We start from the raw sequence: 24,986 nt of genomic DNA on the forward strand, positions 1-24,986 counted from the left end.
CCCGTTAGACACCGGTTCGCTACGCGAACCTACTTCCGCTCGCGCGCCATCTCCACCCACAAACGCTCGCGCAGCGCGCGCGGCGTTTCCCCGGTCAGGCGCTTGAACGCGCGGCGGAAATCGCGCGGGTCCTTGTAGCCGATCGCCGCGCCGACGCTGGCGATGGTCGGGCCGCGTTCGCGCAGCAGCGCGTAGGCGCGGTCGATGCGCAGGCGGTCGTGGATCTCGTGAAAGCTGCTGCCTTCGCCGGTCAGTTGCCGGCGCAAGGTGCGTTCGCTGACATGCAATTGCGCGGCGATGCCGGCCAGCTTGGGGTCCTGCGGCAACTGCGCGCGCAGCAGACGCTCCACCGCCGCCGACACTTCGCCGGGCACCGGGCCGCGCGGCATTTGCGCTTCGCACAGCGCCAGCACCTGCTTCGAGGCGATCGGGTTGTGGGTCGGCAACGGCACCATCAGCCAGCCCTCGTCCAGCACCAGCCGGTCCTGCGGCTGATCGAAGGCGATCGGGCAGTCGAACACGTCCTGATAACTGGCGCGGTACTCCGGCGCCGGATAACTGAATTCCAGGCGCAGCGGCCGCAGTTTGTCGCCGACCAGCCCGCGCCCCAGCGCCAGGCAACTGCTGAAGAATTCTTCCGCGACGAAACGGTGGATCGACGGGAACGCCAGGGTCATCTGCCCGGCCAGGGCCAGCGTGCCGGCCTCCGACGCGCTTTCGACGAAGCGCATCAGGCTGCCGACCACCGGAGTGAAGCGCAGGCCGATCTGCAAGGCTTCGCCGAAGGTCGCCGCCGTGGTCATCGCCAGGCCGAGCAGGCCGAAATTGCCCACGTGCTGGCCGCGGCCGATGTCCAGGCCGATGCTCGGCGGCAGCACCTTGAGCGCGCGCTCGATCGCCACCGCGGTCGGGCGGTCGGGCAGACGCACGCCGGGGTCGCTGACCTGGGCGCGGCTCAGGCCGGTGCCGACGAACCAGTCGTCGCTGGGCGCGCCGATCCGGTCCGCGGTCTCCAACAAGCCCCACAGCAGGTTCGGCGACATCAGCGAGATGTCGCCCTTGACGCTGGTGTTGTCCGGATCGGATGGCTGAGGCATCGCCCCTCACGATACTTGCCCGCACGGTTGACCGCGAATGCCCCCTTAGTGTGCCGCATTCGCCCTCACGCGCGCTCACCCCGGCGGCGGAGACTCGTCGTTCAGCCACCTTCGGGCCGTCGCGCGCCGCAACCCGCGCGGCCGCGCCCGATCGCCAACATCACGGGGACCCCATGAGCCAGCCGACCCAGCCGATCCGTGCTTCCGTCCTAGCCGTTGCCGCCGCGGCCGCCCTGGCCGCCGGCTGCGGTCCCGAGCAGGCCCAGCACACGCCGACCGCGCAGGTCGCCGCCGGCGACGCGGCCTTCGCGGAAAGCTTCCGCGCCCGCCTGCTCGACGCCAAGGCCGGCGAGGTGATCGAAGTGCCGGCCGGCCGCTACACCTTCGACCGCAGCCTGACCTTGCGCGTGGACGGCGTGACCATCCGCGGCGCCGGTCCGGACAAGTCGGTGCTGAGCTTCAAGGGCCAGAAGGCCGGCGCCGAGGGGTTGCTGGTGAACGCCAGCAACTTCACTTTGGAAAACATCGCCATCGAGGACAGCAAGGGCGACGGCCTGAAGGTCAACGAAGCGGAAAACATCACCATCCGCAACGTGCGCGTGGAATGGACCGGCGGCCCGAGCACCAAGAACGGCGCCTACGGCCTGTATCCGGTCAAGACCCGCAACGTGCTGATCGAAAATTCGGTGTCGATCGGCGCGTCCGATGCCGGCATCTACGTCGGCCAGTCGCGCGACGTGATCGTGCGCAACAGCCGCGCCGAGTTCAACGTCGCCGGCATCGAGATCGAAAACACCATCAACGCCGATGTGTACGACAACGTCGCCACCAACAACACCGGCGGCATCCTGGTGTTCAACATGCCGGCGCTGTCGCAGCAGGGCGGGGCGATCCGGGTGTTCAAGAACAAGGTGTTCAAGAACAACACCGCCAACTTCGGCGCCAAGGGCACGCCGGTGGCCAGTGTGCCGGCCGGCAGCGGCGTGGTGGTGAATTCCAACGACGATGTCGAGATCTTCGACAACGACATCAGCGACAACGCCACCACCAACATCATCGTCTCCAGCGTCTATTCCACCGGTTACAAGGACGACAAGGCGGCGAAGGATTTCGATCCGTATCCCGAGCGCATCTCGATCTACGGCAACCGCCTGAAAGGCGGCGGCGATTCTCCGGACGGCCTGGACCTGAAAGCGCTCAAGACCGCGATCTACGGCCTGAGCGGGCACTTCCCCGATGTGTTGTGGGACGGCTACGCCAACGCGGCGTTGAAGACCGGCCCGCAGATCTGCATCCGCGACGTGTCCGGCGTGGTCAACGCCGACGGTCCCGGCGGCTACAAGAGCCCGAGTCAGGACACCAAGCCCTATGCCTGCGATCTGCCGAAGCTGCCGGCGATCGACCTCAAGCGCGGCTGATCGATGCGCCTGATCACGATGCGTCACGCGGCGATCTTGTTGTTGGCGTTACTCGCGGCCTGCGCTAAACCGGCTGCGGACGAAACCGGACCGGCGGCGCGGGCGCCCGCCGGCATCGCCGCGGATTCGCCCTGGCAGCCGGTGCATTTCTTCGCCGAAGGGCAGCCGGACGATCTGGCCGACTGGAATGTGCTGCGAATCGCCGGCGGCCGCCTGCAATTGAATTCCGGCGTCTTGCCCTACGACCTCAACACGCCGCTGTTTTCCGATTACGCGCACAAGCTGCGCACGGTGTGGATGCCGAAGGGACAGGCGGCGGCGTACGACCCGCAGCAAGAGTTCGACTTTCCGGTCGGCACCGTCTTCAGCAAGACCTTCTACTACCCGCGCGGCGAAGGCGACAGCGTGCTGCGCAGCGCCGACGACGGCCCGGACCTGCGCGGCGGCGGCCTCGACCTGCGCAAGGTGCGGCTGGTGGAAACGCGCCTGCTGTTGCGGCGCAAGGACGGTTGGTTCGCATTGCCGTACGTGTGGAACGCGCAGCAGACCCGGGCCCGGCTGATGCGCGGCGGCGAACTGGTATCGCTGGAACTGGTCGATGCCGGCGGCAAGCGCGAAAGCGCCGACTACCAGGTGCCCGATCAGAATCAATGCGCCGGTTGCCACGCCACCGACATGAAGACCAAGGCCCTGCATCCGCTCGGCCCGCGCGCGCGCCATCTCAATCGCAATTTCGCTTACGGCGACGGCCTGGCGAACCAGATCGCGCGCTGGACCCAGGCCGGCTATCTGCACGGCGCGCCGCCGCCGCAGTCGGCGCCACGCGACGCCAACTGGCGCGACGCGAACGCGCCGCTGGAAGCGCGCGCCCGCGCTTACCTCGATATCAACTGCGGCCACTGCCACAACCCGAAAGGCCCGGGCAACACCTCCGGGCTGTGGCTGGATGCGGCCACGCAGGAGCCGTTGCGGCTGGGCCGCTGCAAGCTGCCGATCGCGGCGGGCAAGGGCACCGGCGATCTGCGTCACGACGTGGTGCCGGGCAAGCCCGACGAATCGATCCTGACCTTCCGCATGCTCAGCGACGATCCCTCGGTGATGATGCCGGAACTGGGGCGCAGCGTCGTGCACGAAGAAGGAGTAAAACTGATCCGCGACTGGATCGCCGCGCAACAGGGGCAGTGCGGATGATCGCAACATGGCGAAAAATCCGCGGTGTTTTTGTAGGAGGGGCTTCAGCCCCGATGCTTTTCGCTCCGATCGCAGGTGGCTTTCGACAACCCTGATCGAAAAGCATCGGGGCTGAAGCCCCTCCCACAAAAGATTTCGCGTTATCGCCGAATACCGTAATTAGAAGGGAATCCGGGCAACGAAAGATCAAACAAGAACGCAACCGATGCATGCGTTCGAATCCACGACAACGAGAGGGGAGCTTGAGATGTCGCTGCGTAAACACCGCTTGGTCATCGCGACCAACACCGTGCTGACCGCGTTGTGCGGAGGCGCCTTCGCCCTGGCCGCGCCGGCCGCCTTCGCGCAACAGTCGGCGCCGAAGGAACTGGACAAGATCACCGTCACCGCGCAAAGCCGCGAGCAGGAACTGCAGGACGTGCCGATCGCGCTGCAGGTGGTGACCGATCAGCTGATCGACGACGTTGCCGCGCAGGATCTGGGCGATCTGGACAGCTTCGTGCCGGGCCTGGTGGTGGACAGCCAGCAGCCGACCCAGCCCGGATTCGAGTTGCGCGGCATCAGCACGGACGACTTCGGCATCGGCACCGATCCCGCGGTCGGCGTCTACGTCGATGGCGTGTACGCCGGCCGCGGCGGCGGCGTGCTGCTGCCGTTCACCGATGTGGAACGCATCGAAGTGCTCAAGGGCCCGCAGGGCACGCTGTTCGGCCGCAACACCGCCGCCGGCGCGATCTCGATCATCACCCGCAAACCCGATACCGCTGCGACCGAAGTCAAGGCCAGGCTGCGCATCGGCAATCACGGCAAGCAATACGTCGATGGCATGTTGAACCTGCCGACCGGCGAGGATTCGGCGTTCCGCTTCAATGCCCTGATCAATCACGCCGACGGCTGGATTCAGGACGCCGAAACCGGCCGCGACCTCAATCCGGAAAACAACTGGGCCACGCGCGCCGCGTTCAAGACCCGCTTCGGCGAGCGCACCAGCGCGTTGATCAGTTGGGATCACGAGAGCCTGGATCAGCTGGGCCAGGCCACCACGGGCATCGTCGCCCTGCCGCCGGCGCCGGGCCTGCCGAGCTTGCCGGTGGACGAATCGGCGTACCTGGATCCGCGCAAGATTCCCACCGTCAGCGACGCGGAAGGCAACGAAGAATCGCGGCGGTTCGACGGCGTGACCCTGATCGTCGATCACAGCTTCGACTGGGGCGGCTTCACTTCGACCACGTCCTGGCGCGATTACGACTCGGTCAACCGGGTCGAAGAGGACGGCACCAATCGCCGCTATCTCTACGTCGATTCGACCAATACCGAAAGCAACCGCAGCTACTACCAGGAATTCAAGTTCGCCGGCAGCACGGACAAGCTCGACTGGGTCGCCGGCGCCAGCTATTTCGACGAACGCGCGCGACAGACCAGCGAAGTCAATGCGATGACCGACTCGGTCGATACCATCGTGCAGAACCTGGGCCTGGCGCCGACGCCGGATGGGCGCCTGTTCGGTTTCTTCGACGATATCCTGCAGGCCAACGGCATTCCGCTGACCTTGCTCGGCCACCGCTGGAACGAGACTTTCCGCAACACGCTCGACACCAAGGCCTACGCGGTGTTCGGCGACGTGATCTGGCACGCCACCGACAAGCTCAACCTGACTGTGGGCCTGCGCTACACCCGAGACGAGAAGAAATTCTCGTGGCTCAACACGCCGCGCTACGCGCCGGCGCTGGATGCGACCTTGGATCAGCTGCAGGCGATCGGCTTCTTCGATCTGGTCGGCCTGCCGCGCGAAGCCTTCGTGTTCGACGTGGCCTTCATCGACCCGCCAGCGATGTTGAACAAGGGCATCCTGCGCCGCACCTCCAATAGCTGGAGCGACCTGAGCCCGCGCTTCGTCGCCGATTACCACTTCAACGACGACACCATGGTGTTCGCGTCGCTGGCCAAGGGCTACAAGGCCGGCGGTTTCAACTCGTTGCAGATCGGCAGCAGCTTCGAGAACGAGGACGTGTGGAACTTCGAGACCGGCATCAAGAAGGCGTTTCCGGCGCAACGCCTGCAGGTCAACGCATCGGCGTTCTACTACGTCTACGACAACCGCCAGGCGGTGCGGCTGGACAGCAGCACCGACATCCCGCGCTTCGTCGTCGACACCTCCGACCTGGAAGCCTACGGCCTGGACTTCGACATGCGCTGGCAGGCCACCGATCACTTCGGCCTGGACTTCAACGCCAGCTTCATCGATTCGACCTACAAGAACTACGTGACCTCCGACGGCATCGACGCCAGCGGCGATCCGACCGGCCTGCCGTACTGGTCCGCGGCCGGCGGCGCGCATTACGTGTGGGAGTTGGGCGAGCACGGCGACGTGCGCGTGTCGCTGCGCCACGCCTATCGCGGCAAGGTGCGTTGCAGCGAGGAGTCGCGCGCGCAGAACCGCTGCGGGGTGAGCCCGGCGCTGGACCTGGGCGAGGCGCAGAACCGCACCGACCTGCGCGTCGGCTGGACCTCGCCGCAGGGCCGCTGGGGCCTGGCCGCCTACGGCAACAACCTGTTCGACAACCAGTACATCAACGCGCTGGGCACCTACGGCAAGAACGTGCTCGGCACGGTCGGCGCGCGGGTGAGCGAGCCGCGCACGTACGGGATCGAGTTCACCGCGAGGTACTGACGGTGTGGAATCGGGAATCGGGAGTTCCGATTCTCGATTCCCCATTCCCGATTCCCGCCCTATCCTTAGGCCATGCCGAGCCGTAAGGACGGGCCCTCCGTCGATCTCCACACCCAACCGCTGCCCCGCATGCCCGGGGTCGGGCCGAGCGTGGCCGAAAAGCTCGCCGCGCGCGGGCTGGTGAGCCTGCAGGATTTCTGGCTGCATCTGCCGCGCCAGTACGAGGACCGCACTCAGATCACCCCGATCCGCCTGCTGCAGCCCGGCGTCGCGGCTCAGGTCGAAGGGCGGGTGGAGGCGGTGGATCGCGGCTTTCGATACCGGCCGATGCTGCGCGTGGCGGTTGGCGACGATTCGCGCGCGACCGTGGTGTTGCGCTTCTTCCATTTTCGTGCGGCCCAGGTCGCGCAGTTCCGCCTTGGTGCGCGCGTGCGCCTGTACGGCACGCCCAAGCCCGGCCAGAACGGCCTGGAGATCGTCCATCCCAGTTACCGCGTGCTTGAGGACGAAGACGAAATCGCCCTGGGCGAGCAACTCGATCCGGTTTATCCGGCGATCGAAGGCATCGGCCCGGCGACGCTGCGTCGCCTGATCGGCTTCGCTCTGGACCGCCTGCCCGACGACGCGTCGCTGGAGCTGATTCCGCGCGAACTGCGCGAGCGCCTGCGCCTGCCGACCCTGCGCGAAGCCCTGCTGACCGTGCACCGCCCGCCGGTGGATGCCGACGTGGCCGCGCTGATCGACGGCCGCCATCCGGCCCAGCGCCGGCTGGCGCTGGAAGAATTGCTGGCCCATCACCTCAGCCTGCGCCGCCAGCGCATCAGCCAGCAGGCGCACAAGGCGCGCCCGCTCAAGCAGATGCCGCTGGCCGAACGTCTGCGCAAGTCGCTGCCGTTCAAGCTCACCGGCGCGCAGAAGCGGGTGTTCGACGAAATTCGCGTCGATCTGGCCAAGCCTTCTCCGATGCTGCGACTGGTGCAGGGCGATGTCGGCAGCGGCAAGACCGTGGTGGCCGCATTGGCGGCGATGCTGGCCGTCCAGCACGGCCGCCAGGCCGCGTTGATGGCGCCGACCGAATTGCTGGCCGAACAACATCTCAATAATTTGCGTAAGTGGCTCGAACCCCTGGACGTGCGCGTGGCGTGGTTGGCCGGCAAAGTCACCGGCCGCGCGCGCAAGACGGTGCTGGAGCAAGTGGCCAACGGCGAAGCGCAGGTGGTGGTCGGCACTCATGCGCTGATGCAGGAGGGCGTCGCCTTTCGCGATCTGGCGCTGGCGATCGTCGATGAGCAGCATCGCTTCGGCGTGCACCAGCGATTGGCGCTGCGCGACAAGGGCGCCGGCGGCGCGGTCGGCGAGGGCGCGATCGTGCCGCATCAGTTGGTGATGACCGCAACGCCCATCCCGCGCACCCTGGCGATGACCGCCTACGCTGATCTCGACGTATCGGCGATCGACGAACTGCCGCCGGGCCGCACGCCGGTGCAGACCGTCGCCCTCAGCGAGGAACGCCGTCCCGAACTGGTGCAGCGCATCCGCACCGCCTGCGCCGAAGGCCGGCAGGCGTACTGGGTCTGCACGTTGATCGACGATTCCGACGAAGTGATCGCGCAAGCCGCGCAGACCACGTTCGAGGAACTGTCCGTGCAACTGGCGCCGTTGCGGGTCGGCCTGGTGCACGGCCGCATGAAGGCGAAGGAAAAGCAGGAAACGATGCGCGCGTTCAAGGACGGCGAGCTGGATCTGCTGGTCGCCACCACCGTGATCGAAGTCGGCGTGGACGTGCCCAACGCATCGCTGATGATCATCGAGAACGCCGAGCGCCTGGGCCTGGCGCAGTTGCATCAGCTGCGCGGCCGCGTCGGCCGCGGCAGCGCGGCATCGAGTTGCGTGCTGCTGTATCGCTCGCCGCTGTCGGGGCTGGCGCGGCAGCGGCTGGAAACGATGCGGCAGACCCACGACGGTTTCGTCATCGCGGAAAAAGACCTGGAATTGCGCGGCCCCGGCGAACTGCTCGGCACCCGCCAGACCGGCCTGGCGGGGTTCCGCGTCGCCGACCTGGGCCGCGATGCGGATCTGCTGCCGCTGGTGCAGGAGCTCGGCGAGCGTTTGCTCAAGACCTCGCCGGAACTGGCCGAGCGCATCGTGTCGCGTTGGGTGGGCGGAGCGGTGCGCTACGCGTCTGCTTGAGTTTCGAAGGACGCGGCGAAGTTTGCCGCCGGCCTCGCGCAGTCGCAGCGTCCGCGAACCGCTTCGGGTCCAATGGTACGGCTACGGGGGCTCAGGGAAGGCGGCGCCCGCCGCCGATGCAACCGGGCCATCGACAGGAGTCCTGCATGCCCATCGCATTCGATCAACGTCGTTTTGGCGGCGTTGGTTTCGGCGTGGCGGGCTCGGATTTGCGCGATAGGTCGCGCGCGGCCGCGCCCCGCGGGACGGCCGTGAAACGGCCTGGTACGGCCGATTACCACAGCGCCCCGATATTTGGCATAGTGGCCCGCCAGCTGGAGCGCCCCACCCGGATGCCGGGAGCCCTTCAAAACGCGGTAACGCAATGGTTCGGCCCGGCTTTCGACCGGCTGCATCCCTTGCTGCAGGCGCTGCACCGCAGCGGCGGCACCCTGGGCGGGGAGATCGCCATCTCCACCGGAACGGGACTGGCCGGACGCATCGGGCGCCGGTTGGCGCGCAAGCTTGGCATTCCGGTGGATTGGCCGCGGCGCGGATTCCGGGTCGATATCGTCCACGACGAACAGCAGATGCAGTGGCGCCGACGCTTCGACGACGGCAGCGAGCTGCTCTCGATCTTCCGGCCGGTGGGCCGCTATCCCGATGGCCATTGGCTGGAATCCACCGGCCCGGCGCGGATGAAACTCGGCGTTGATCTCGATGGCGGCGGTTGGCGCTGGCGCCTGCTCGGCGTCGATGTGCGCGGCGTGCCGTTGCCGCTGTTTCTGTTTCCGCGCACCGACGCCTACAAACGCATCGAGTGCGATGAGCGCGGCGAAAGCGGCGAGCGTTATCGCTTCGCCGTCGCGTTCTCATTGTTTCCCTTCGGCGAACTGCTGCGCTACGAAGGCGCGCTGCACGCCATCCCGGCCGTTTCGGCCTCATCGGCCGATCCGGCCGGCGCAGCGTTGTTCGCTGCGCACAGTTCCGCAGAACGAGTGACTACATGACCGACCGCATTCCCCTGCTTATCGATACCGACCCGGGCGTGGACGACGCGCTCGCCTTGCTGATGGCGTTCAACGATCCGCGCCATGAGCTGGTCGGCCTGACCATCGCCGCCGGCAACGTCGGCCTGAAACACACCGTCGCCAACGCGCTGAAGCTGTGCGAAGTGGCCGGTGTCGATGTTCCGGTGTTCGCCGGCGCCGACGCGCCGCTGCTGCATCCTTCGCCCGATGCGGGTTATGTGCACGGCCAGGACGGTTTCGGCGATGTCGGCTATGAGGCCGCCAAGCGGCAAGTCGAAGCCGAGCACGCCGCACTCGCGATCATCCGTCTTTCGCACGAATACGCCGGCAAACTGCTGCTGGTCGCGCTCGGGCCGTTGACCAACGTCGCCCTCGCGCTCAAGCTCGATCCCACCTTGCCGCAACGCATCGCGCGCCTGGTGGTGATGGGCGGCGCGGTGACGTGTCAGGGCAACATCACGCCGGCGGCCGAGTTCAACATCTATTTCGATCCGGAAGCCGCGCACATCGTGTTCGAAGCCTTCGGGCAACTGGATCTGGCCGATTGGGAAGCGGTGGTCGCGCACGGTCTGCTTCACGATCGCGTGGTCGGCTGGTTCAAGACCGACTCCGCGCGCGGGCAGTTCTACGAGCGCATTTCGGAGAAGACCCGGATGTGGTCGATCGACCGCCGCGGCGATCACTGGCATGCGGCCGACGCGCTGGCGATGGCGTTCGCGCTGGAGCCCGAAGGCGCGCTGGACGTGCAGTCGCGGCCGGTGTCGATCGAGCTGGACGGCACTCACAGCCGCGGCGCGACGGTGGTCGATTGGCGTCGGCAGGAGGGCAAGCCGGATAAGGCGGCTATCTTGATGAAATACGATCAACAGCGATTCGAGCGTCTGATCCAGGCCGCTCTATCCGCGTCCCCGGCGTAGGCGTTTGGCGACCGGCGACCCGATCCGAAGACGCCACCGCTTCGTCATCCCAGCCAAGCTCTGAGCACCAAGCCGACCAATCTCCCAAGGCGCCGCGATCTGCCCCTCTAGAGAGTGGCTAATCGCCGGGGAGGGGGCGCCGCAGGCGCGAGTGCTCTTATTGGACTTCCTCGACCGCCCGCGCCCTCACCCCAACCCCTCTCCCGCAAGCGGGAGAGGGGCTCTACGGGCGCTCCGGACGTCCAGGTGGCTGCCAGCAGCTCCGGTCGGGCAGGGCGAGCGGCCCAAAGCCCACGCTCCTCAAAACCCACACTTGCACCACCCCCCAACCCCCCGCTATACTGCCCGACTTTCCCGCACACCTTAAGGTTGAGTGCCATGAAGGCAGGCATCCATCCCGAATACCGCGACGTCGTCTTTCAGGACGTCACCACCGACTTCCAGATCCTTACCCGTTCGACCCTGTCGAGCAAGGAAACGATCAAGGTCGATGGCGCTGAGTATCCGTTGATCAAAGTCGATATCTCTTCGGCTTCGCACCCGTTCTATACGGGCAAGCACAAGATCATGGACACCAGCGGCCGCGTCGATAAGTTCCGCAAGCGCTACGCGCAGAAGTAATTCGCGTCGCCGAAGCAATTCGGAACACATCGCTGCACGCACAACGGCTGCCCGCGAGGGCGGCCGTTTGCGTTTGCGCGCTTTCAGGCGTTGTGCGGCTCGGCCCTGACTGGTCCGCCGCGAGCGTTTGCACCGACGCGGATCAAGCCGCGCCAGGCCGCTCGCGCCTGACTCGAATCAAGCGGCTCCGGCGTATCGACGCGGCCCCGGCTCTCGCGCGAGCCAATCTCCACTGATCCGGTCGAAGCCAGCCGCCACGTTCACGTGCGCAGCTTCCAGCCGAGCGCTTGTCGCGTCCTGCTGAGGGCCCTCACCACCGCAATCCCGATCGCCGGCGATGAACAAAGCCGACCATTCCGGCAACCCGCCCGCCGCGATCATCGCCACTTCCGCGGCCGGCCCGGTTCCGATCCTGTTCCAGCCCGAAACCGCGCGAATCCAGCCGCAAACCACTCCGCCGCCGCCCACCGGCAGACCAGCCGCCACATCCCGGCAACTGGACGGTCAAATAATCGCCGTAAACGATCGGCCGCCCCGGATTCCCGGCCCGGTCGCGAAACGCTGCGTGCCCCCGGTGGTGCCGGCCCTGGCGAAGTCCGAGCTTTGGCTCTGAGAGCGTTGTGCGATAATTCACTATCGCAACGTGCTTGCGACCCCCTGTTCCCCTCCTGCCGCGGCCATCCTTCGCGGCAGCAGACTGAGGAGTGTTTCGTGTCCGAAGACCCCAACAAAACCCGCCTCGATCAGGTCACCGTGACCGCCGGCGACAAGAACTTCGCCCTGCCGGTGCAGCATCCGGTGCTCGGTGCGTCCTGCGTCGATATCGCCAAGTTGCCGAAAGAAACCGGGATGTTCACCTACGACCCGGGTTTCACCGCGACCGCCAGCTGCAAGTCTGCGATCACCTACATCGACGGCGACGAAGGCGTGCTGCTGTATCGCGGCTACCCGATCGAACAGCTGGCCGAGAACTCGAACTTCCTCGAAGTCGCGTATCTGCTGATGAACGGCGAACTGCCGTCGGCGACCGAGTTCAGCAAGTTCGAACACGAAGTCACGCATCACACGATGATGCACGAGGCCTTCCGCACCTTCCTCTACGGCTTCCGCCACGACGCCCATCCGATGGCGATGCTGGTTGGCATGCTCGGCTCGATGGCGAGCTTCTATCACAACGAGTTGGACCTGGAAGATCCGGAGCAGCGCCGCCTGGCCGCGATCCGCCTGATCGCCAAGGTGCCGACCATCGCCGCTGCCTGCCATCGTTATTCGATCGGCTGGCCGATCCGTTATCCGAAGAACAGCCTGGACTACACCACGCGCTTCCTGCACATGCTGTTCGAAGTGCCGAGCGAGCCGCTGCAGCTGAGCCCGGTCGCCTCCAAGGCGATGGACCTGTTGTTCATCCTGCACGCCGATCACGAGCAGAACGCATCGACCTCGACCGTGCGTCTGGTCGGTTCGACCGGCGCCAATCCCTACGTCAGCGTCGCTTCCGGCGTCGCCGCGTTGTGGGGGCCGGCGCATGGCGGCGCCAACGAAGCCGTGCTCAAGATGCTCAACGAGATCGGCCGTCCGGAGAACGTCAAGGCCGCGGTCGATAAGGCCAAGGACAAGGAATCGGGCTTCCGCCTGATGGGCTTCGGCCACCGCGTCTACAAGAACTACGACCCGCGCGCCGCGCTGGTGCGCAAGATGACCCACGATGTGCTCGGCGAGCTCGGCGTCAACGATCCGCTGCTGGAAGTGGCGATGAAGCTGGAAGAAGCGGCGCTGAAGGACGATTACTTCGTCCAGCGCAAGCTCTACCCGAACGTCGATTTCTACTCGGGCATCATCTACAAGGCGCTGGGCATCCCGGTGGAAATGTTCACGGTGATGTTCGCCATCGCGCGCACCGCCGGCTGGGTATCGCATTGGCTGGAACAGCAGAACGATCCGGAGAACAAGATCGGCCGTCCGCGCCAGATCTACACCGGTCACGGCGTGCGCGACTACGTGGCCGCCGACAAGCGCTGAGACGTTCGCTGTCGCGGTAACTGAAAACGCCCCGTTCGCGGGGCGTTTTCTTTTGTGCAGGGCAGAAACGCGACTGATTCGTCGCCGAATTGCGTCGGCGCTCGAGTCCGGCGCCTATCGCGCACACAGCGCAAGCGATCATCCCGGTTCGCGCATCTCCCGAATGAAATACGCATACGCCAACTGATCCCGATCGGCGCCCGCCGGCAGGCGTCGGCGTTGCGACTGCGCGTGTTGCACGGCTTCCTCGCGGCTCATCGCGCCGTCGAGAACGCGGTCGCGCAATCCGCGCAAGCGCTGCAGGCTCAGGCCCGAGGCGTCGGCGTAGCGCGCGGCCTGGGCGATGAAGAATGCGCTCAGTTCGGGCGGCAGGCGCAGGTCGTCGCTCACATCTCGACGGCCGTACTCGTAGATGCGCGGCTGCTTCCACGGATCGAAGCCGCGGGTGCCGAAGCTGTCGTACTGGCTGAGGAAAATCTGCGTGGTAGGCGCCACGATGCGCGCTTCGCGCGGCGCGCCCGGCAGGCTCCAGACCGCGACGGTGTGGTTGCCGGTCGGCCAGAACAGGCCGACGTTGCGCACTCCGCCGCGTCGCGCGAGGAATGCGTACAGCGCGGAGATTTCGTCGCATTCCGCGTTGGCGCTGACCCGGCCGGGACCGATCGCGCGCAGCGCCCGCCACTGGGTCCAGATCGCGTCCGAATTGGGTTCGCGATCGGTGATCGTCCAATGCAGGTTCCAGTAACCGCCGTCGCGCGTGGCCTCGAACAACAGCCGCAGATAAGCGTAGTCGGCGTAAGGCATCTGGCTCGCGCTCAATCCCTGCGCGGACAGCAACGCCTGATAGTCGGCGCGCACGGCGGGACTGGTTTGCGAGGCAGCGGCGCGGGCGCGCAGGGCTGCGATCAGTTCGGCGAGCGTGGCCGGTGCGGCGGGCGTAGGCGGGTTCGCATGCACCGCCGATGCGCTCGCCGGCGGCGTGGCGATGGCGGCCACGCTCGGCGCCGACAGACACAACAGGCCAATCGCGATGCGCAGCGCGGTGGCCGCGCGGCTCGCGCGGATTTTCGTCGATCGATCGCTGCGCATCCTTGTGCTCGCTTGCCGATGTTGCCCGCAGGTAGTGGGCCGCGCGGGCGGGGCGGCAGCCTCTAGCCGCGTTCGAATTCTGAAATTTCCTCATCGGCGAGCAACTGGCGCAACTGGCTCGCGGTCGCGCGCCGCATCGGTTTCTCATCGACGTTCGACAGCGGCGCCTGGCGCAATACGTCCAGCGGCAATACGGTCAGGTCGAAGGTCAGTTCTTCCGCGCTGAACACCCACACCGGAAAGTCTTCGCTGCGTTCGCGGTCCAGGCGCAGGCGGCGATCACGCGCTTCGGCCGGGATGCGGTGGTGTTCGAGGAACATCGGCACGGCTTCGGGATCGTCGCTGTACAGGTGCAGCGCGACCGGGCTGCGCGCATCGGCGGTGCCGTCGAGCACCGGGCCGATCAGGCGCGGCTCGAATTCGCGGAAGAACTCCAGCGCGCGTAGGGCCGCTTCGCGGCGCTGGCGCAGGCCGCCGAGGTGTTCGCGCTGAAACAGGCGCTGGTATTCGCGCAGCGCGTCTTCGATCTCGCGGTTACGCGGCAGCGAGGCGTCGTCGAAAATGCCGAGGCGTTCGGCGGCTTTCAGCTTGGCCTGGTGGTAGTCGCGGATGCCGCTTTCGGCGATCAGGCGGGCGGCTTCGTGGGCGAGGCGGTGACGGCGCTCGCGGATGCGGGTCTGCGCATGCTGATGTGCGTGCTGTCGGGCCTGGTGCATCTCGACCTCCGGGCTGGCACGGCACGGCGAGGGCTTTCGCCGCGGCCGGGTAAGCCGGCAGCCCCAAAACTAGCACGTTCGTCTATCACGGCAATGTCCAGGCCGGGGCAGGGGATTCAGGCGCCAGATAGGGCAAGCACGAGCGCCGGCGCCGGCGCGCGGACAAAGAAAAAGGCCGCATGCGCGGGGCATGCGGCCTTCTCGGTGTTGCGGCGGGCGGCGGTCAGAAGATGTCGAAGGACTCTTCCGAGGGCGCGGCGTCTTCGTGGCCGTAGTCGGTGTAGGTCTGCATGCGCTCCAGATCCTCCGCCTTGACCCACTCCATCACGCCGCCGGCGCCGTCGGGAATCAGCGCGCCGTTGCCGGCCACCGAGACCTTGACCATGCCTTGCGGCGGCTCGTTGGGCTGGATCGGCTGATCCTTGAGCGCCACGCGCATGTAGTCGATCCAGATCGGCAGCGCGGCCTTGCCGCCGTATTCGCGGTAGCCCAGCGACTTGTAGTTGTCGCGGCCGACCCAGACGGTGGTGACGTACGGGCCGCCGACGCCGGAGAACCAAGCGTCGCGGTGATCGTTGGTCGAACCGGTCTTGCCGCCGACGTCTTCGCGGTCGAGCACCTTGGCCGCTGTGCCGGTGCCGCGTTTGACCACATCGCGCAGCATCGAGATGATCTGGTAGGCGATGCGGTCGTCGATCGCGCGCGGGGCGACGTTGATGGCGGCGATTTCGGCCGGAGTGAGCGGCTTCTTCGCCGGTTCCGCCGGCTTTTTGTCCTTGTCCTTTGCGCTCTTGTCCTTGGGGGCGGGCTTCTTGGCGTCGGCGCTGTCGGTGCCGGGCGCGGGGCCCAGGTCGAAGCCATCGACGACGTTGTTGGCCGGCAACGCCGCCGAGGCGGTGGCGCCGCGGCCGACGCATTCGGAGCAGGCGGTGGCGGGCTTTTCCTTGAACACCACCGCGCCGGCGCGGTCCTTGACCTCGTCGATGAACCACGGGGTGATACGGAAGCCGCCGTTGGCGAAGGTGGCGTAGCCGCGCGCCATCGACAGCGGCGTCAGCGAGGCGGTGCCCAGCGACATCGACAGGTTCGGCGGCAGTTGCTCGACTTCGAAACCGAAGTGGCTGATGTACTTGCGAGCGAAGTCCACGCCGATCGCGTCGAGCAGGCGCACCGAGACCAGGTTGCGCGACTGCACCATCGCCTCGCGCACCCGCATCGGGCCGGCGAAGTTGCCGCTGTCGTTCTGCGGGCGCCACAGATGGCCGCGGCGATCCTTGAACACCACCGGCGCGTCGAGCACGATCGAGGCCGGGTTGTAGCCGCGTTCGAACGCGGCCGCGTACACGAACGGCTTGAAGCTCGAACCGGGCTGGCGCCGCGCCTGGGTGGCGCGGTTGAACTTGGCGCCGGCGAAGCTGTAGCCGCCCGACAGCGCGCGCAGGGCGCCGTTGCTGGGCTCCAGCGACACCAGCGCGGCTTGCGCCTGCGGTAGCTGATCCAGGCGGTAGCTGACCACCGACGGTTCGGTCGGCGCGGCCGGGGCGGGGTCGCCGGGCTTGGCTTCGGCGACCGCCTTGGCCGGGGTTTCCAGGCGCGCGATGCGGGCCACGTCGCCGCGCTTGAGCAGGCTGCCGGGGCTGCGTCCGGCATAGCCCTGCTTGTCGCTCAAGGTCAGCTCGGTGCCGTCGCCGAGGACGACGGTGGCTTGCGAGCCGCTGGTCGACAGCACCACCGCCGGCAGCAGGTTGGCCTGCGCCGGAATGCCGCGCAGGCGCACGCGCGCGGCCGTGGCGTCCTCGCTCGGGGCGAGGTCGAAATGCTGTTCCACGCCGTGCCAGCCGTGGCGGCGGTCGTACACCGCCAGGCCGTCGCGGATGGCCTTGTCGGCGGCGATCTGCAACGTCGGGTCGATGGTGGTGGTGACGTGGTAGCCCTTGGTCAGCGCTTCGGCGCCGTAGCGGGCGACCATTTCCTGACGCACCATTTCGGCCACGTACGGCGCGTAGACCTCGACCGGGCGCTCGTGCGGGGTGGCGTGCATCGGCACGGCCTTGGCCTGGGCGGCCTCGGCGGCGGTGATGAAGCGCTGCTCGGCCATGCGGTCGAGGATGTAGTCGCGGCGCAGCTTGGCGCGCTCGGGATTGCTCAGCGGGTTGCCGCTGGAGGGAAACTTCGGAATGCCGGCGAGCGAGGCCATTTCGTCGAGCGACAGCTCGCTCATCTTCTTGCCGTAGTAGAACTCCGCCGCCGCGCCCACGCCGTAGGCGCGGTTGCCGAAGAAGCTCTTGTTCAAGTACAGCTCGAAGATCTCGTCCTTGCTCAGCTCGCGTTCCATGCGCATGGCCAGCAGCATTTCGCCGAGCTTGCGCTTGTAGCTGTATTCCGAGCTCAGGAAGAACTGGCGCGCGACCTGCTGGGTGATGGTCGAGCCGCCCGGCACGCGCTTGTCGTCGGTGGTCGCCAGCAGCCAGATCGCGCGGCCGATGCCTTTGTAGTCGATGCCGTGGTGCTTGTAGAAGCGCGAATCTTCGATCGCGATGAACGCCTGCTTCTGGCGCTCGGGCACGTCTTCGATCGCGATCGGATAGCGCCGGGTCTCGCCGAACAGCGCCATCAGGCGGCCGTCGCGGGCGTAGACGTACATCGGTTCCTGCAGTTCCACCGTGCGCAGGGTTTCGACGTCGGGCAGTTTGGGGACGATCAGGTAATACAAGGTGCCGAGCGCGATGGCGCCCAGCAGGGCCACGCCGATGAACGCGTAGAGCGCCCAGCGCAGCCAACGGCGAATACGGGACATCGAATCGGGTTCCGGAGTCGGTGGTCGTGACGGGCAAGTATAGAGGAGCGCGGATCGCGACCCCGATCCCGATTTGTATCGGTGTGGGACAGAGACTGTGCTGGGCCGGGGCGGTGACGGCCGGGCGCGGGTCGGCCCGCGGCCAGGGCGGAGAGGTGGCGGCGCCGGGCCGGGCGGAGCTCACCCAGACTCACCGGTTTGCCAGGACCCTTGCTAGACCTGTGAACGGCCGCGCATTGCCGCATAAGGCGGCCGCGCGAACTGTAGCGGCCGGCACGGATCGCGGCGGCGCGGCGATTGCAGGATCGATGAACGGCGGCCTGGAGCGACATCCGGGCCCTGGCGAGCACGCCCCGTCTCGTGATTGCGATCGCATGTCGCTGGCTCATGGCGGATTCGTTGCATCTGGCACTTGACCTGTTGACTGACGGTGGTGGTCACGTGACGCCAGGGGTCAAAAAAGCACGACTGGGTTGGCAAACCCAAAAGAAGTGGTTGCCAGCCTGTGAAAAGTCCGTTATCTAATCCGGGGCCACACGAAGTGCGCGTAAGCGCTTGTGGCATGGGGAGATAACTGTGGGACTCATCACAAAAAGCCAGCCGGCCTTGGTCGGTGTGGATATCAGCTCGACCGCGGTAAAGTTGCTGCAACTCTCACGAGTGGGCAATCGCTACCGCGTTGAGCATTATGCGGTCGAACCGCTGCCGCCCAATGCGGTGGTGGAAAAGAACATTGTCGAGGTCGAAGCGGTGGGCGAGGCGATCAAACGCGCTGTCGCTCGATCGGGGACCCGCGTGAAGCACGCCGCCGCCGCGGTCGCCGGTTCTTCGGTGATCACCCGCGTCATCGGCATGCCGAGCGATCTCGACGAAGACGAGCTGGAATCGCAGATCGAGCTGGAGGCGGCCAATTACGTGCCGTATCCGATCGACGAGGTGAACCACGACTTCGAAATCCTCGGCCCGATGCCGGGCAGCCCGGACATGGTCCAGGTGCTGCTCGCGGCCTCGCGTTCGGAGAACGTCGAAGTCCGTGCTTCGGCGCTGGAGCTCGGCGGCCTGACCCCCAAGGTCATGGACGTGGAAGCTTTCGCGATCGAGAACGCCTTCGCCCTGCTCGCCGACACGCTCAGCAGTCCGCGCGACGGACTGGTGGCGCTGGTGGACTCCGGCGCGACCATGACCACGCTCAATGTCTTGCGCAACGGCCGCAGCCTGTATCACCGCGAACAGGTGTTCGGCGGCAAGCAGCTGACCGACGAGGTCATGCGCCGGTACGGGCTGAGCTACGAGGAAGCCGGCCTGGCCAAGCGCCAGGGCGGGTTGCCGGAGAGCTATCAGGCCGAGGTGCTCGAGCCGTTCAAGGAAGCGATGGTTCAGCAGGTCAGCCGTCTGCTGCAGTTCTTCTATGCCGGCAGCGAGTTCAACCGCGTCGATCAGATCGTCCTGGCCGGCGGCGGCGCTTCGATTCCGCGCATCGCCGAGATGGTCGAAGAACAGCTCGGCGTACCGACCACCGTGGCCAATCCGCTCGCGCACATGACTCTGGGCCCGCGCGTCCAGGCCCATGCGCTGGCGCAGGACGCACCCGCACTGATGATTGCCTGCGGCCTGGCCCTGAGGAGCTTCGACTGATGGCACGCATCAACCTGCTCCCGTGGCGCGCCGAGCGCCGCAAAGCACGACAGAAGGAATTCGGCGCCATCCTGGCCTTGTCGGCCCTGGCCGCCGCGGCGCTGTCGGTGCTGATCGTTTTCTACTACAGCAGCGAAATCAGCGGCCAGCAGAACCGCAACACCTTCCTGGAAGGGCAGATCGCGGAAGTCGATAAGAAGCTGACCGAGATCGAAGAGCTCGACAAGAAGAAGGCCAAGCTGCTCGCGCGCAAGGAAGTGATCGAGAAACTGCAGTCCAACCGCTCGCAGATGGTGCACCTGTTCGACTCGCTGGTGCGCACCATTCCCGACGGCGCGGTGCTCACCGCGATCAAGCAGGACGCCGAGACGCTGACCCTGGAAGGTCGCGCTCAGTCCAACGCCCGCGTCAGTACCTACATGCGCAACCTCGAGGTCTCTGGCTGGATGAGCAAGCCGGACCTGACCATCATCGAGGCGAAAGATGGTGGTGGTAAGGGTCTGCCGTACGAGTTCAAGCTGACGGTGAAACTGGCCAACCCGAACGCGCCCAAGGACGAGGACGGCGACGGCATTCCGGATGCGCCTGTCGCGGCTCCGGCCGATGCGGCCGCCGCCGCTGCCGGCACCGCGCCCGCGGGCGGTACGGCTCCGGCCGGTTCCGCTCCGGCCGCCGCGCCTGCCGGTGCCGCCGCTCCCGCGGCTGCGCCGACGGCCAAGCCCGGAACCTCACAGCCCGCCGCCGCCCCGGCCAAGCCCGCGCCCGAGGCCGCCAAGCCCGCCGCCACCCCGGCCAAGCCCGCGCCGGCCGCCCCGACCAAGACAGGAGCCGCGTCGTGAGCAGAAAGGCTTCGATGAAGAACTTGGACTTCAACAACATCGGCGGTTGGCCGCGCCAGGCGCAGATCATCTTCTGCGCCGTCGTCGGCATCGTGATCATCGGCCTGGCCTGGTGGCTGTTCGTCAGCGACAAGCGCACCGAGCTGGAAGGCCTGGAGCGCAAGGAAACCGAGCTGCGCGGCACCTTCGAGACCAAGCAGGGCCGAGCCGCCAACCTGGAGCCGCTCAAGCAGCAGCTGACCCAGATGGAACAGCAACTGCAGCAGATGCTGCGCCAGCTGCCCAGCAAGACCGAGATGCCCGACCTGATCGTGGACATCTCCCAGACCGCGCTGGCCACCGGCATCTCCAACGAGCTGTTCCAGCCCGGCGCGGAAGTTCCGAAGGAGTTCTACGCCGAGAAGCCGATCGCGCTGCGCATGGTGGGCACCTACCACCAGTTCGGCGCCTTCGTCAGCGGCGTGGCTTCGCTGCCGCGCGTGGTCATCATGACCATGCACGACATTTCGCTGAAGCCCAAGGGCAGCAACAGCAAGGACGCGCTGGGCGGGATCACCCCGAACAGCCCCCTGGAGCTGGCCGGCACGGTCAAGACCTACCGCTATCTGGATGAAGACGAGATGGCTGCGCAGAGCAAGCCGGAGGACGGTAAGGACGGCAAGGCGGCGCCCGCCGGCGACAAGAAGGAGGGCACCTGACATGCGCGCTTCCTTCGTGCTTAACCGCTCTTCGCTCGCCGCCGCCTGCGCGGTCGGTCTGGCCCTGCTCAGCACCGGCTGCTTCCGCAGCATCACCAGCACGCCCGGCGAGGCGCCCAATCTCGAAAAGTGGGTCGCCGAGATCAAGGCCAAGCCGGCGCCGCCGCTGGATCCGCTGCCGGTCATGCAACAGTTCGAGACCTTCGAGTACGCCGCGCAGGATCTGCGCGATCCGTTCAGCACCGCCTTCACCGACGAGGACACCGGATCGGGTCCGCGTCCGGAGAAGGCGCGACGCAAGCAGCCGCTGGAACAGTTCCCGCTCGATGGTCTCGACATGGTCGGCACCCTCGGACGCGGCAGCGGTATCGTGGCGCTGGTCATGGCGCCCGACAAAGTGACTTATCGTGTTCGACCCGGTGCGTACATGGGGCAGAACGACGGTCGTGTGACCGCCGTGACTGAGGAACGCATCGACTTGGTTGAACTGGTGCCGGATGGCGCAGGCGGTTGGCTGGAACGTCCGGCTTCCGTGGCGCTGGAAGATCAATGATTAGGGGATAGCATGATGATCGTATTCAACGCCAACAACATGCCGTCGGACCGACGCCCCATGGCCTCCGGCACCCGCATGGCCGGGCCCCGCATGGCCGGACTGGTGGTCGGTCTGCTGGCCGGCATCAGCGCCGCGCAAGCGGCGCCGCAGACGGCTCCGACGGCACCCGCCGTCCAGCCGCCGGCCGCGATCGCGGCCGCGCCGGCCGTGGCACCGACGCCGAGCAACGACCCGTCCAAGCAACTACCGGGCACGATTTCGGTCGCCAACATCGACTTCAAGCGCGGCGACGGCGGCTCCGGCAAGCTGATCGTGCGCTTTAGCGGTGAAGGCGCATTGCCCGACATGCGCAGCCAGGGCGCGCAGGTGATGATCAACGTCGGCAACGCGCAACTGCCGGCTTCGTTGCAGCGTCCGCTCAACGTCGCCGACTTCGCCACGCCAGTGCAGCGCATCGACGCGCGCACCAGCGGCACCGGCGCGCAGCTGGTGCTCAACACCAGCGGTGCCTACGACACGATGGCGTACCAGACCGGTCGCGACTACATCGTCGAAGTGGTGCCGCGCACGGCGCAGAGCGGCAATCGCGCGGTAGGCGCGGCGGCCACCGCCGGCGGCGCCAAGCCGGCATCCGGCGCGGCACCGACCTCCGGCAGCATCAGCGCTCCGGCCCCGGTCGCCCGCACTTACGGCGGCCGTCCGGTGACCTTCAACTTCCAGGACGTGCCGGTGCGCACGGTGCTGCAGCTGGTCGCGGAAGAGTCCAACCTCAACATCGTCGCCGCCGATACCGTTCAGGGCAACGTGACCCTGCGCCTGGTCAACGTGCCGTGGGATCAGGCCCTGGACATCGTCCTGCAGGCCAAGGGTCTCGACAAACGCCGCAGCGGCAACGTGGTGTGGGTCGCGCCGCAGGCCGAAGTCGCCAAGTACGAGCAGGATCGCGAAGACGCGCGCATCGCGCTCGACAATCGCGTCGACCTGACTACCGAGTATGTGCAGGTCAACTATCACAATGCCGCGCAGATCTATAAGGCGTTGACCGAGGCCAAGGGCATCGGCAGTGGTGGCAGCGGTGGCGAAACCGCGAACAGTGAAAACGGCTTCCTCTCGCCGCGCGGCCGCTTGGTCGCCGACGAGCGCACCAACACCTTGATGATCAGCGACATTCCGAAGAAAGTCGCGCAGATGAAGGAGTTGATCCGGGTCATCGACCGTCCGGTCGATCAGGTCCTGATCGAAGCCCGCATCGTCATCGCCAACGAAAGCTTCGCCCGCGATCTGGGCGCGCGTTTCGGCGTGTCAGGCCAGAAGGGCGACGTGATCACCAGCGGTACGCTGGAGAGCATCAACAACTATCGCAATACCGCCGCCAAGAACAGCCTGATCACGCAACAGGCCAATAAGCTGACGGATGACGCGAGATTGTTCGACGGCGTCGATAACGCCAAAGCCACTAGCTTGCGCGATCAAGCCCGCTCGCTGCTGCAGACCATCACCAACCCGGCGTTCCTGTTCCCGGCCAGCCTCAACACCAACCTCCCCGCGGCCACTTCCGGCGGCGCGCTCGCGTTCACCATCCTGGGCAAGTTCGTGAACCTGGACATGGAGTTCAGCGCGATGCAGACCGAAGGTCGCGGCGAAGTGGTCTCCAACCCGCGCGTGGTCACCAGCAACCAGCGCGAAGCGGTGATCAGCCAGGGCCAGGAAGTCGGCTACGTGACCATCTCGCCGCAGCAGGGCGGCAACAGCATTCCGATCCCGAACGTGCAGTTCAAGGACGTGCTGATGGAGATGAAGGTCAACCCGACCATCACCAACGACGGCCGCGTGTTCCTGAACATGAACGTCAAGAAGGACGAGGTCGAAGGCTTCATCGACACCTCGATCGGTCAGGTGCCGCGGATCGCCAAGCGCAACATCAACACCGCGGTGTTGGTCGAAGACGGTCAGACGGTCGTGATCGGCGGCGTGTACGAGTTCAAGGACCGCACCGATCTGTCCAAGGTGCCGTTCCTGGCCGACATCCCGTTCCTCGGCAATCTGTTCAAGAAGAAGAGCCGCAGCAAGGAAAAGGCCGAGCTGCTGATCTTCGTGACGCCGAAGGTGATGAAGGTGTCGCAGCGCTGATTGCGGCGTCGTTTCGGCAAAGAGGGCCTGCGGGCCCTCTTTGCGTTTGTGGCGCTCAGCGATTGCCGCGTTCGGCCGTTCAGGCGCGAGCGGCCGGCGCCGGCCGCGATCCACCGAATCCGCCGTCGCCTTGGTTCGACCGCCAGCCACGACCTTCGGCACTCCCGCATCAAAGCCGCTTGGCGCCGAATGAAACCGGCGGAACGCGCCCGATATCGAGCCTCCCGCCTGCCCGCCGGCCGCCGACCGTGCCCCCGGGTTGAACCTCGGCGGCCGACTTCGGTCAAAATCGACCCGAACCTTTCCCGCCCCGCCCCCCGCTCGCAACTGGATACCGGATGGACAGCGCACCGCAGATCGCTCAGCAAACCGTCGTCGCCGACGTCGACATCGCCCGCTTGCACGATGCGTTCAAGCATCTGCGCGATGCCCTTTCGCTGGAGATCGTCGGCCAGGCCGAGTTGATCGAGCGGCTGCTAATCGCCTTGCTGGCCGACGGCCATCTGTTGGTGGAAGGCGCGCCGGGCCTGGCCAAGACCAGCGCCGTGCGCGCCCTGGCGGCGCGCCTTGAGGCCGAATTCGCCCGCGTGCAGTTCACTCCCGACCTGCTGCCGGCCGATCTGACCGGCACCGAGGTGTGGCGCCCGCAGGAAGGCCGCTTCGAATTCCAGCCCGGACCGATCTTCCATCCGATCCTGCTCGCCGACGAAATCAACCGCGCGCCGGCCAAGGTGCAGTCGGCCTTGCTGGAAGCGATGGGCGAGCGCCAGGTCACCGTCGGCCGCGCCACCTATGCGCTGCCGCCGCTGTTCCTGGTGATGGCGACCCAGAACCCGATCGAACAGGAAGGCACCTTCCCGCTGCCCGAGGCGCAGCTCGACCGCTTCCTCATGCACGTGCGCATCGGCTATCCCGAAGCGGCGGCGGAAACCGAAATCCTGCGGCTGGCGCGCGAACGCGCGCGGCAGACGCTCAAGGCGGTGACCGAGCCGGTGACGCGGATGCCGCTGGCCGACGTGTTCGCCGCGCGCGCGGCGGTGCTGGACTTGCACGTGGCGCCGGCGGTGGAACGCTATCTGGTCGAGATCGTGCTCGCCTCGCGCGACGCCGGCCGCTACGACCCCGCGCTCGCACGCCGCATCGCCTGGGGCGCGAGCCCGCGCGGCTCGATCGCGCTGGAGCGTTGCGCGCGCGCCCACGCCTGGCTGGCCGGACGCGACTTCGTCACCCCCGACGACGTGCGCGCGATCGCGCCGGAAGTGCTGCGCCATCGCATCCTGCCCAGCTACGAAGCCACCGCCGAAGGCTGGGACGGCGATCGCCTGCTCGGCGAACTGCTCAAGAAGGTGCCGTTGCCTTGAGGGCGGGGATTCGGGATTCGGGATGGGTGAC

At 66.7% G+C, this 24,986-nt stretch carries 20 protein-coding genes; 15 read left to right on the top strand and 5 right to left on the bottom strand.

Going from position 1 to position 24,986, the window contains the following annotated elements; all coding sequences use genetic code 11:
• Nucleotides 1–29 precede the first annotated feature (29 nt).
• Nucleotides 30–1,097 carry an AraC family transcriptional regulator gene (locus LG3211_RS04330; RefSeq protein ID WP_057941750.1) on the bottom strand — a complete coding sequence of 356 codons (1,068 nt, stop codon included), beginning with the start codon at nt 1,095–1,097 and terminating at the stop codon, nt 30–32.
• Nucleotides 1,098–1,270: 173 nt separating this feature from the next.
• Here LG3211_RS04330 and LG3211_RS04335 point away from each other — a divergent pair, with 173 nt between their 5' ends.
• Nucleotides 1,271–2,515 carry a parallel beta-helix domain-containing protein gene (locus tag LG3211_RS04335; RefSeq protein ID WP_148648740.1) on the top strand — a complete coding sequence of 415 codons (1,245 nt, stop codon included), beginning with the start codon at nt 1,271–1,273 and terminating at the stop codon, nt 2,513–2,515.
• A gap of 3 nt (nt 2,516–2,518) precedes the next feature.
• Nucleotides 2,519–3,706 (top strand): SO2930 family diheme c-type cytochrome, encoded by a 1,188-nt coding sequence (locus LG3211_RS04340; RefSeq protein WP_057941751.1) that lies wholly within the window; start codon nt 2,519–2,521, stop codon nt 3,704–3,706.
• Here the strand turns inward: LG3211_RS04340 and LG3211_RS27385 are convergent.
• Nucleotides 3,594–3,917: a DUF6053 domain-containing protein gene (locus LG3211_RS27385; RefSeq protein ID WP_222837572.1), complete on the bottom strand. Its 324-nt coding sequence runs from the start codon at nt 3,915–3,917 to the stop codon at nt 3,594–3,596. The genes LG3211_RS04340 and LG3211_RS27385 overlap by 113 nt on opposite strands.
• A gap of 36 nt (nt 3,918–3,953) precedes the next feature.
• Here LG3211_RS27385 and LG3211_RS04345 point away from each other — a divergent pair, with 36 nt between their 5' ends.
• The 7 genes from LG3211_RS04345 (at nt 3,954) to LG3211_RS04375 (ending at nt 13,134) form a co-directional block, all read left to right on the top strand.
• The gene (locus tag LG3211_RS04345; RefSeq protein WP_057941752.1) at nt 3,954–6,377 is read left to right on the top strand and encodes a TonB-dependent receptor; all 2,424 of its coding nucleotides are present in this window, start codon (nt 3,954–3,956) and stop codon (nt 6,375–6,377) included.
• 72 nt (nt 6,378–6,449) lie between these two features.
• A complete protein-coding gene (gene recG, locus LG3211_RS04350) occupies nt 6,450–8,567 on the top strand; it encodes an ATP-dependent DNA helicase RecG (protein WP_057941753.1) in 2,118 nt (705 codons plus the stop codon).
• Nucleotides 8,568–8,713: 146 nt separating this feature from the next.
• Nucleotides 8,714–9,556: a DUF4166 domain-containing protein gene (locus LG3211_RS04355; protein WP_187313133.1), complete on the top strand. Its 843-nt coding sequence runs from the start codon at nt 8,714–8,716 to the stop codon at nt 9,554–9,556.
• Nucleotides 9,553–10,494, top strand: coding sequence for a nucleoside hydrolase (locus tag LG3211_RS04360; protein WP_057941755.1), 942 nt, complete (start codon nt 9,553–9,555; stop codon nt 10,492–10,494). The genes LG3211_RS04355 and LG3211_RS04360 overlap by 4 nt, the downstream gene beginning before the upstream one ends.
• Before the next feature lie 378 nt (nt 10,495–10,872).
• A complete protein-coding gene (locus LG3211_RS04365) occupies nt 10,873–11,115 on the top strand; it encodes a type B 50S ribosomal protein L31 (protein WP_057941756.1) in 243 nt (80 codons plus the stop codon).
• A gap of 337 nt (nt 11,116–11,452) precedes the next feature.
• Nucleotides 11,453–11,728, top strand: coding sequence for a hypothetical protein (locus LG3211_RS04370; protein WP_057941757.1), 276 nt, complete (start codon nt 11,453–11,455; stop codon nt 11,726–11,728).
• A gap of 98 nt (nt 11,729–11,826) precedes the next feature.
• Nucleotides 11,827–13,134, top strand: coding sequence for a citrate synthase (locus LG3211_RS04375; RefSeq protein WP_057941758.1), 1,308 nt, complete (start codon nt 11,827–11,829; stop codon nt 13,132–13,134).
• Nucleotides 13,135–13,272: 138 nt separating this feature from the next.
• On the opposite strand, the gene LG3211_RS04380 is transcribed toward LG3211_RS04375, so the two are convergent.
• From LG3211_RS04380 to LG3211_RS04390, 3 genes are all read right to left on the bottom strand, one after another.
• Nucleotides 13,273–14,223: a hypothetical protein gene (locus LG3211_RS04380; protein ID WP_057941759.1), complete on the bottom strand. Its 951-nt coding sequence runs from the start codon at nt 14,221–14,223 to the stop codon at nt 13,273–13,275.
• Nucleotides 14,224–14,285: 62 nt separating this feature from the next.
• A complete protein-coding gene (locus LG3211_RS04385) occupies nt 14,286–14,939 on the bottom strand; it encodes a hypothetical protein (RefSeq protein WP_057941760.1) in 654 nt (217 codons plus the stop codon).
• A gap of 223 nt (nt 14,940–15,162) precedes the next feature.
• Nucleotides 15,163–17,736, bottom strand: a complete 2,574-nt coding sequence (locus LG3211_RS04390; protein ID WP_057941761.1) for a penicillin-binding protein 1A — start codon at nt 17,734–17,736, stop codon at nt 15,163–15,165.
• 576 nt (nt 17,737–18,312) lie between these two features.
• Between LG3211_RS04390 and LG3211_RS04395 the strand changes: the two genes are divergently transcribed.
• The 6 genes from LG3211_RS04395 (at nt 18,313) to LG3211_RS04420 (ending at nt 24,955) form a co-directional block, all read left to right on the top strand.
• The gene (locus LG3211_RS04395; protein WP_057941762.1) at nt 18,313–19,371 is read left to right on the top strand and encodes a pilus assembly protein PilM; all 1,059 of its coding nucleotides are present in this window, start codon (nt 18,313–18,315) and stop codon (nt 19,369–19,371) included.
• On the top strand, nt 19,371–20,210 hold the full coding sequence (locus LG3211_RS04400) for a PilN domain-containing protein (RefSeq protein WP_057941763.1): 840 nt from the start codon (nt 19,371–19,373) through the stop codon (nt 20,208–20,210). Before LG3211_RS04395 ends, LG3211_RS04400 begins: the two co-directional genes overlap by 1 nt.
• Nucleotides 20,211–20,224: 14 nt before the next feature.
• Nucleotides 20,225–20,908: a type IV pilus inner membrane component PilO gene (locus LG3211_RS04405; protein WP_386793867.1), complete on the top strand. Its 684-nt coding sequence runs from the start codon at nt 20,225–20,227 to the stop codon at nt 20,906–20,908.
• 1 nt (nt 20,909) lies between these two features.
• Nucleotides 20,910–21,461 (top strand): pilus assembly protein PilP, encoded by a 552-nt coding sequence (locus tag LG3211_RS04410; RefSeq protein ID WP_057941765.1) that lies wholly within the window; start codon nt 20,910–20,912, stop codon nt 21,459–21,461.
• A 12-nt stretch (nt 21,462–21,473) separates the two neighbouring features.
• Nucleotides 21,474–23,594, top strand: a complete 2,121-nt coding sequence (locus tag LG3211_RS04415; RefSeq protein WP_237049830.1) for a type IV pilus secretin PilQ — start codon at nt 21,474–21,476, stop codon at nt 23,592–23,594.
• Between the two features lie 338 nt (nt 23,595–23,932).
• The gene (locus LG3211_RS04420) at nt 23,933–24,955 is read left to right on the top strand and encodes an AAA family ATPase (protein ID WP_057941766.1); all 1,023 of its coding nucleotides are present in this window, start codon (nt 23,933–23,935) and stop codon (nt 24,953–24,955) included.
• The last annotated feature ends 31 nt before the right edge of the window (nt 24,956–24,986 follow it).

Source organism: Lysobacter gummosus, assembly GCF_001442805.1.
GTDB classification, from domain to species: Bacteria; Pseudomonadota; Gammaproteobacteria; order Xanthomonadales; family Xanthomonadaceae; genus Lysobacter; species Lysobacter gummosus.

What these genes read in the sequence shown, in the direction of transcription:
- LG3211_RS04330 (WP_057941750.1), bottom strand. Translation starts at nt 1,097, where the DNA reads ATGCCTCAGCCATCCGATCCGGACAACACCAGCGTCAAGGGCGACATC.
- LG3211_RS04335 (WP_148648740.1), top strand. Translation starts at nt 1,271, where the DNA reads ATGAGCCAGCCGACCCAGCCGATCCGTGCTTCCGTCCTAGCCGTTGCC.
- LG3211_RS04340 (WP_057941751.1), top strand. Translation starts at nt 2,519, where the DNA reads ATGCGCCTGATCACGATGCGTCACGCGGCGATCTTGTTGTTGGCGTTA.
- LG3211_RS27385 (WP_222837572.1), bottom strand. Translation starts at nt 3,917, where the DNA reads ATGCATCGGTTGCGTTCTTGTTTGATCTTTCGTTGCCCGGATTCCCTT.
- LG3211_RS04345 (WP_057941752.1), top strand. Translation starts at nt 3,954, where the DNA reads ATGTCGCTGCGTAAACACCGCTTGGTCATCGCGACCAACACCGTGCTG.
- recG (WP_057941753.1), top strand. Translation starts at nt 6,450, where the DNA reads ATGCCGAGCCGTAAGGACGGGCCCTCCGTCGATCTCCACACCCAACCG.
- LG3211_RS04355 (WP_187313133.1), top strand. Translation starts at nt 8,714, where the DNA reads ATGCCCATCGCATTCGATCAACGTCGTTTTGGCGGCGTTGGTTTCGGC.
- LG3211_RS04360 (WP_057941755.1), top strand. Translation starts at nt 9,553, where the DNA reads ATGACCGACCGCATTCCCCTGCTTATCGATACCGACCCGGGCGTGGAC.
- LG3211_RS04365 (WP_057941756.1), top strand. Translation starts at nt 10,873, where the DNA reads ATGAAGGCAGGCATCCATCCCGAATACCGCGACGTCGTCTTTCAGGAC.
- LG3211_RS04370 (WP_057941757.1), top strand. Translation starts at nt 11,453, where the DNA reads ATGAACAAAGCCGACCATTCCGGCAACCCGCCCGCCGCGATCATCGCC.
- LG3211_RS04380 (WP_057941759.1), bottom strand. Translation starts at nt 14,223, where the DNA reads ATGCGCAGCGATCGATCGACGAAAATCCGCGCGAGCCGCGCGGCCACC.
- LG3211_RS04385 (WP_057941760.1), bottom strand. Translation starts at nt 14,939, where the DNA reads ATGCACCAGGCCCGACAGCACGCACATCAGCATGCGCAGACCCGCATC.
- LG3211_RS04390 (WP_057941761.1), bottom strand. Translation starts at nt 17,736, where the DNA reads ATGTCCCGTATTCGCCGTTGGCTGCGCTGGGCGCTCTACGCGTTCATC.
- LG3211_RS04400 (WP_057941763.1), top strand. Translation starts at nt 19,371, where the DNA reads ATGGCACGCATCAACCTGCTCCCGTGGCGCGCCGAGCGCCGCAAAGCA.
- LG3211_RS04405 (WP_386793867.1), top strand. Translation starts at nt 20,225, where the DNA reads ATGAAGAACTTGGACTTCAACAACATCGGCGGTTGGCCGCGCCAGGCG.
- LG3211_RS04410 (WP_057941765.1), top strand. Translation starts at nt 20,910, where the DNA reads ATGCGCGCTTCCTTCGTGCTTAACCGCTCTTCGCTCGCCGCCGCCTGC.
- LG3211_RS04415 (WP_237049830.1), top strand. Translation starts at nt 21,474, where the DNA reads ATGATGATCGTATTCAACGCCAACAACATGCCGTCGGACCGACGCCCC.
- LG3211_RS04420 (WP_057941766.1), top strand. Translation starts at nt 23,933, where the DNA reads ATGGACAGCGCACCGCAGATCGCTCAGCAAACCGTCGTCGCCGACGTC.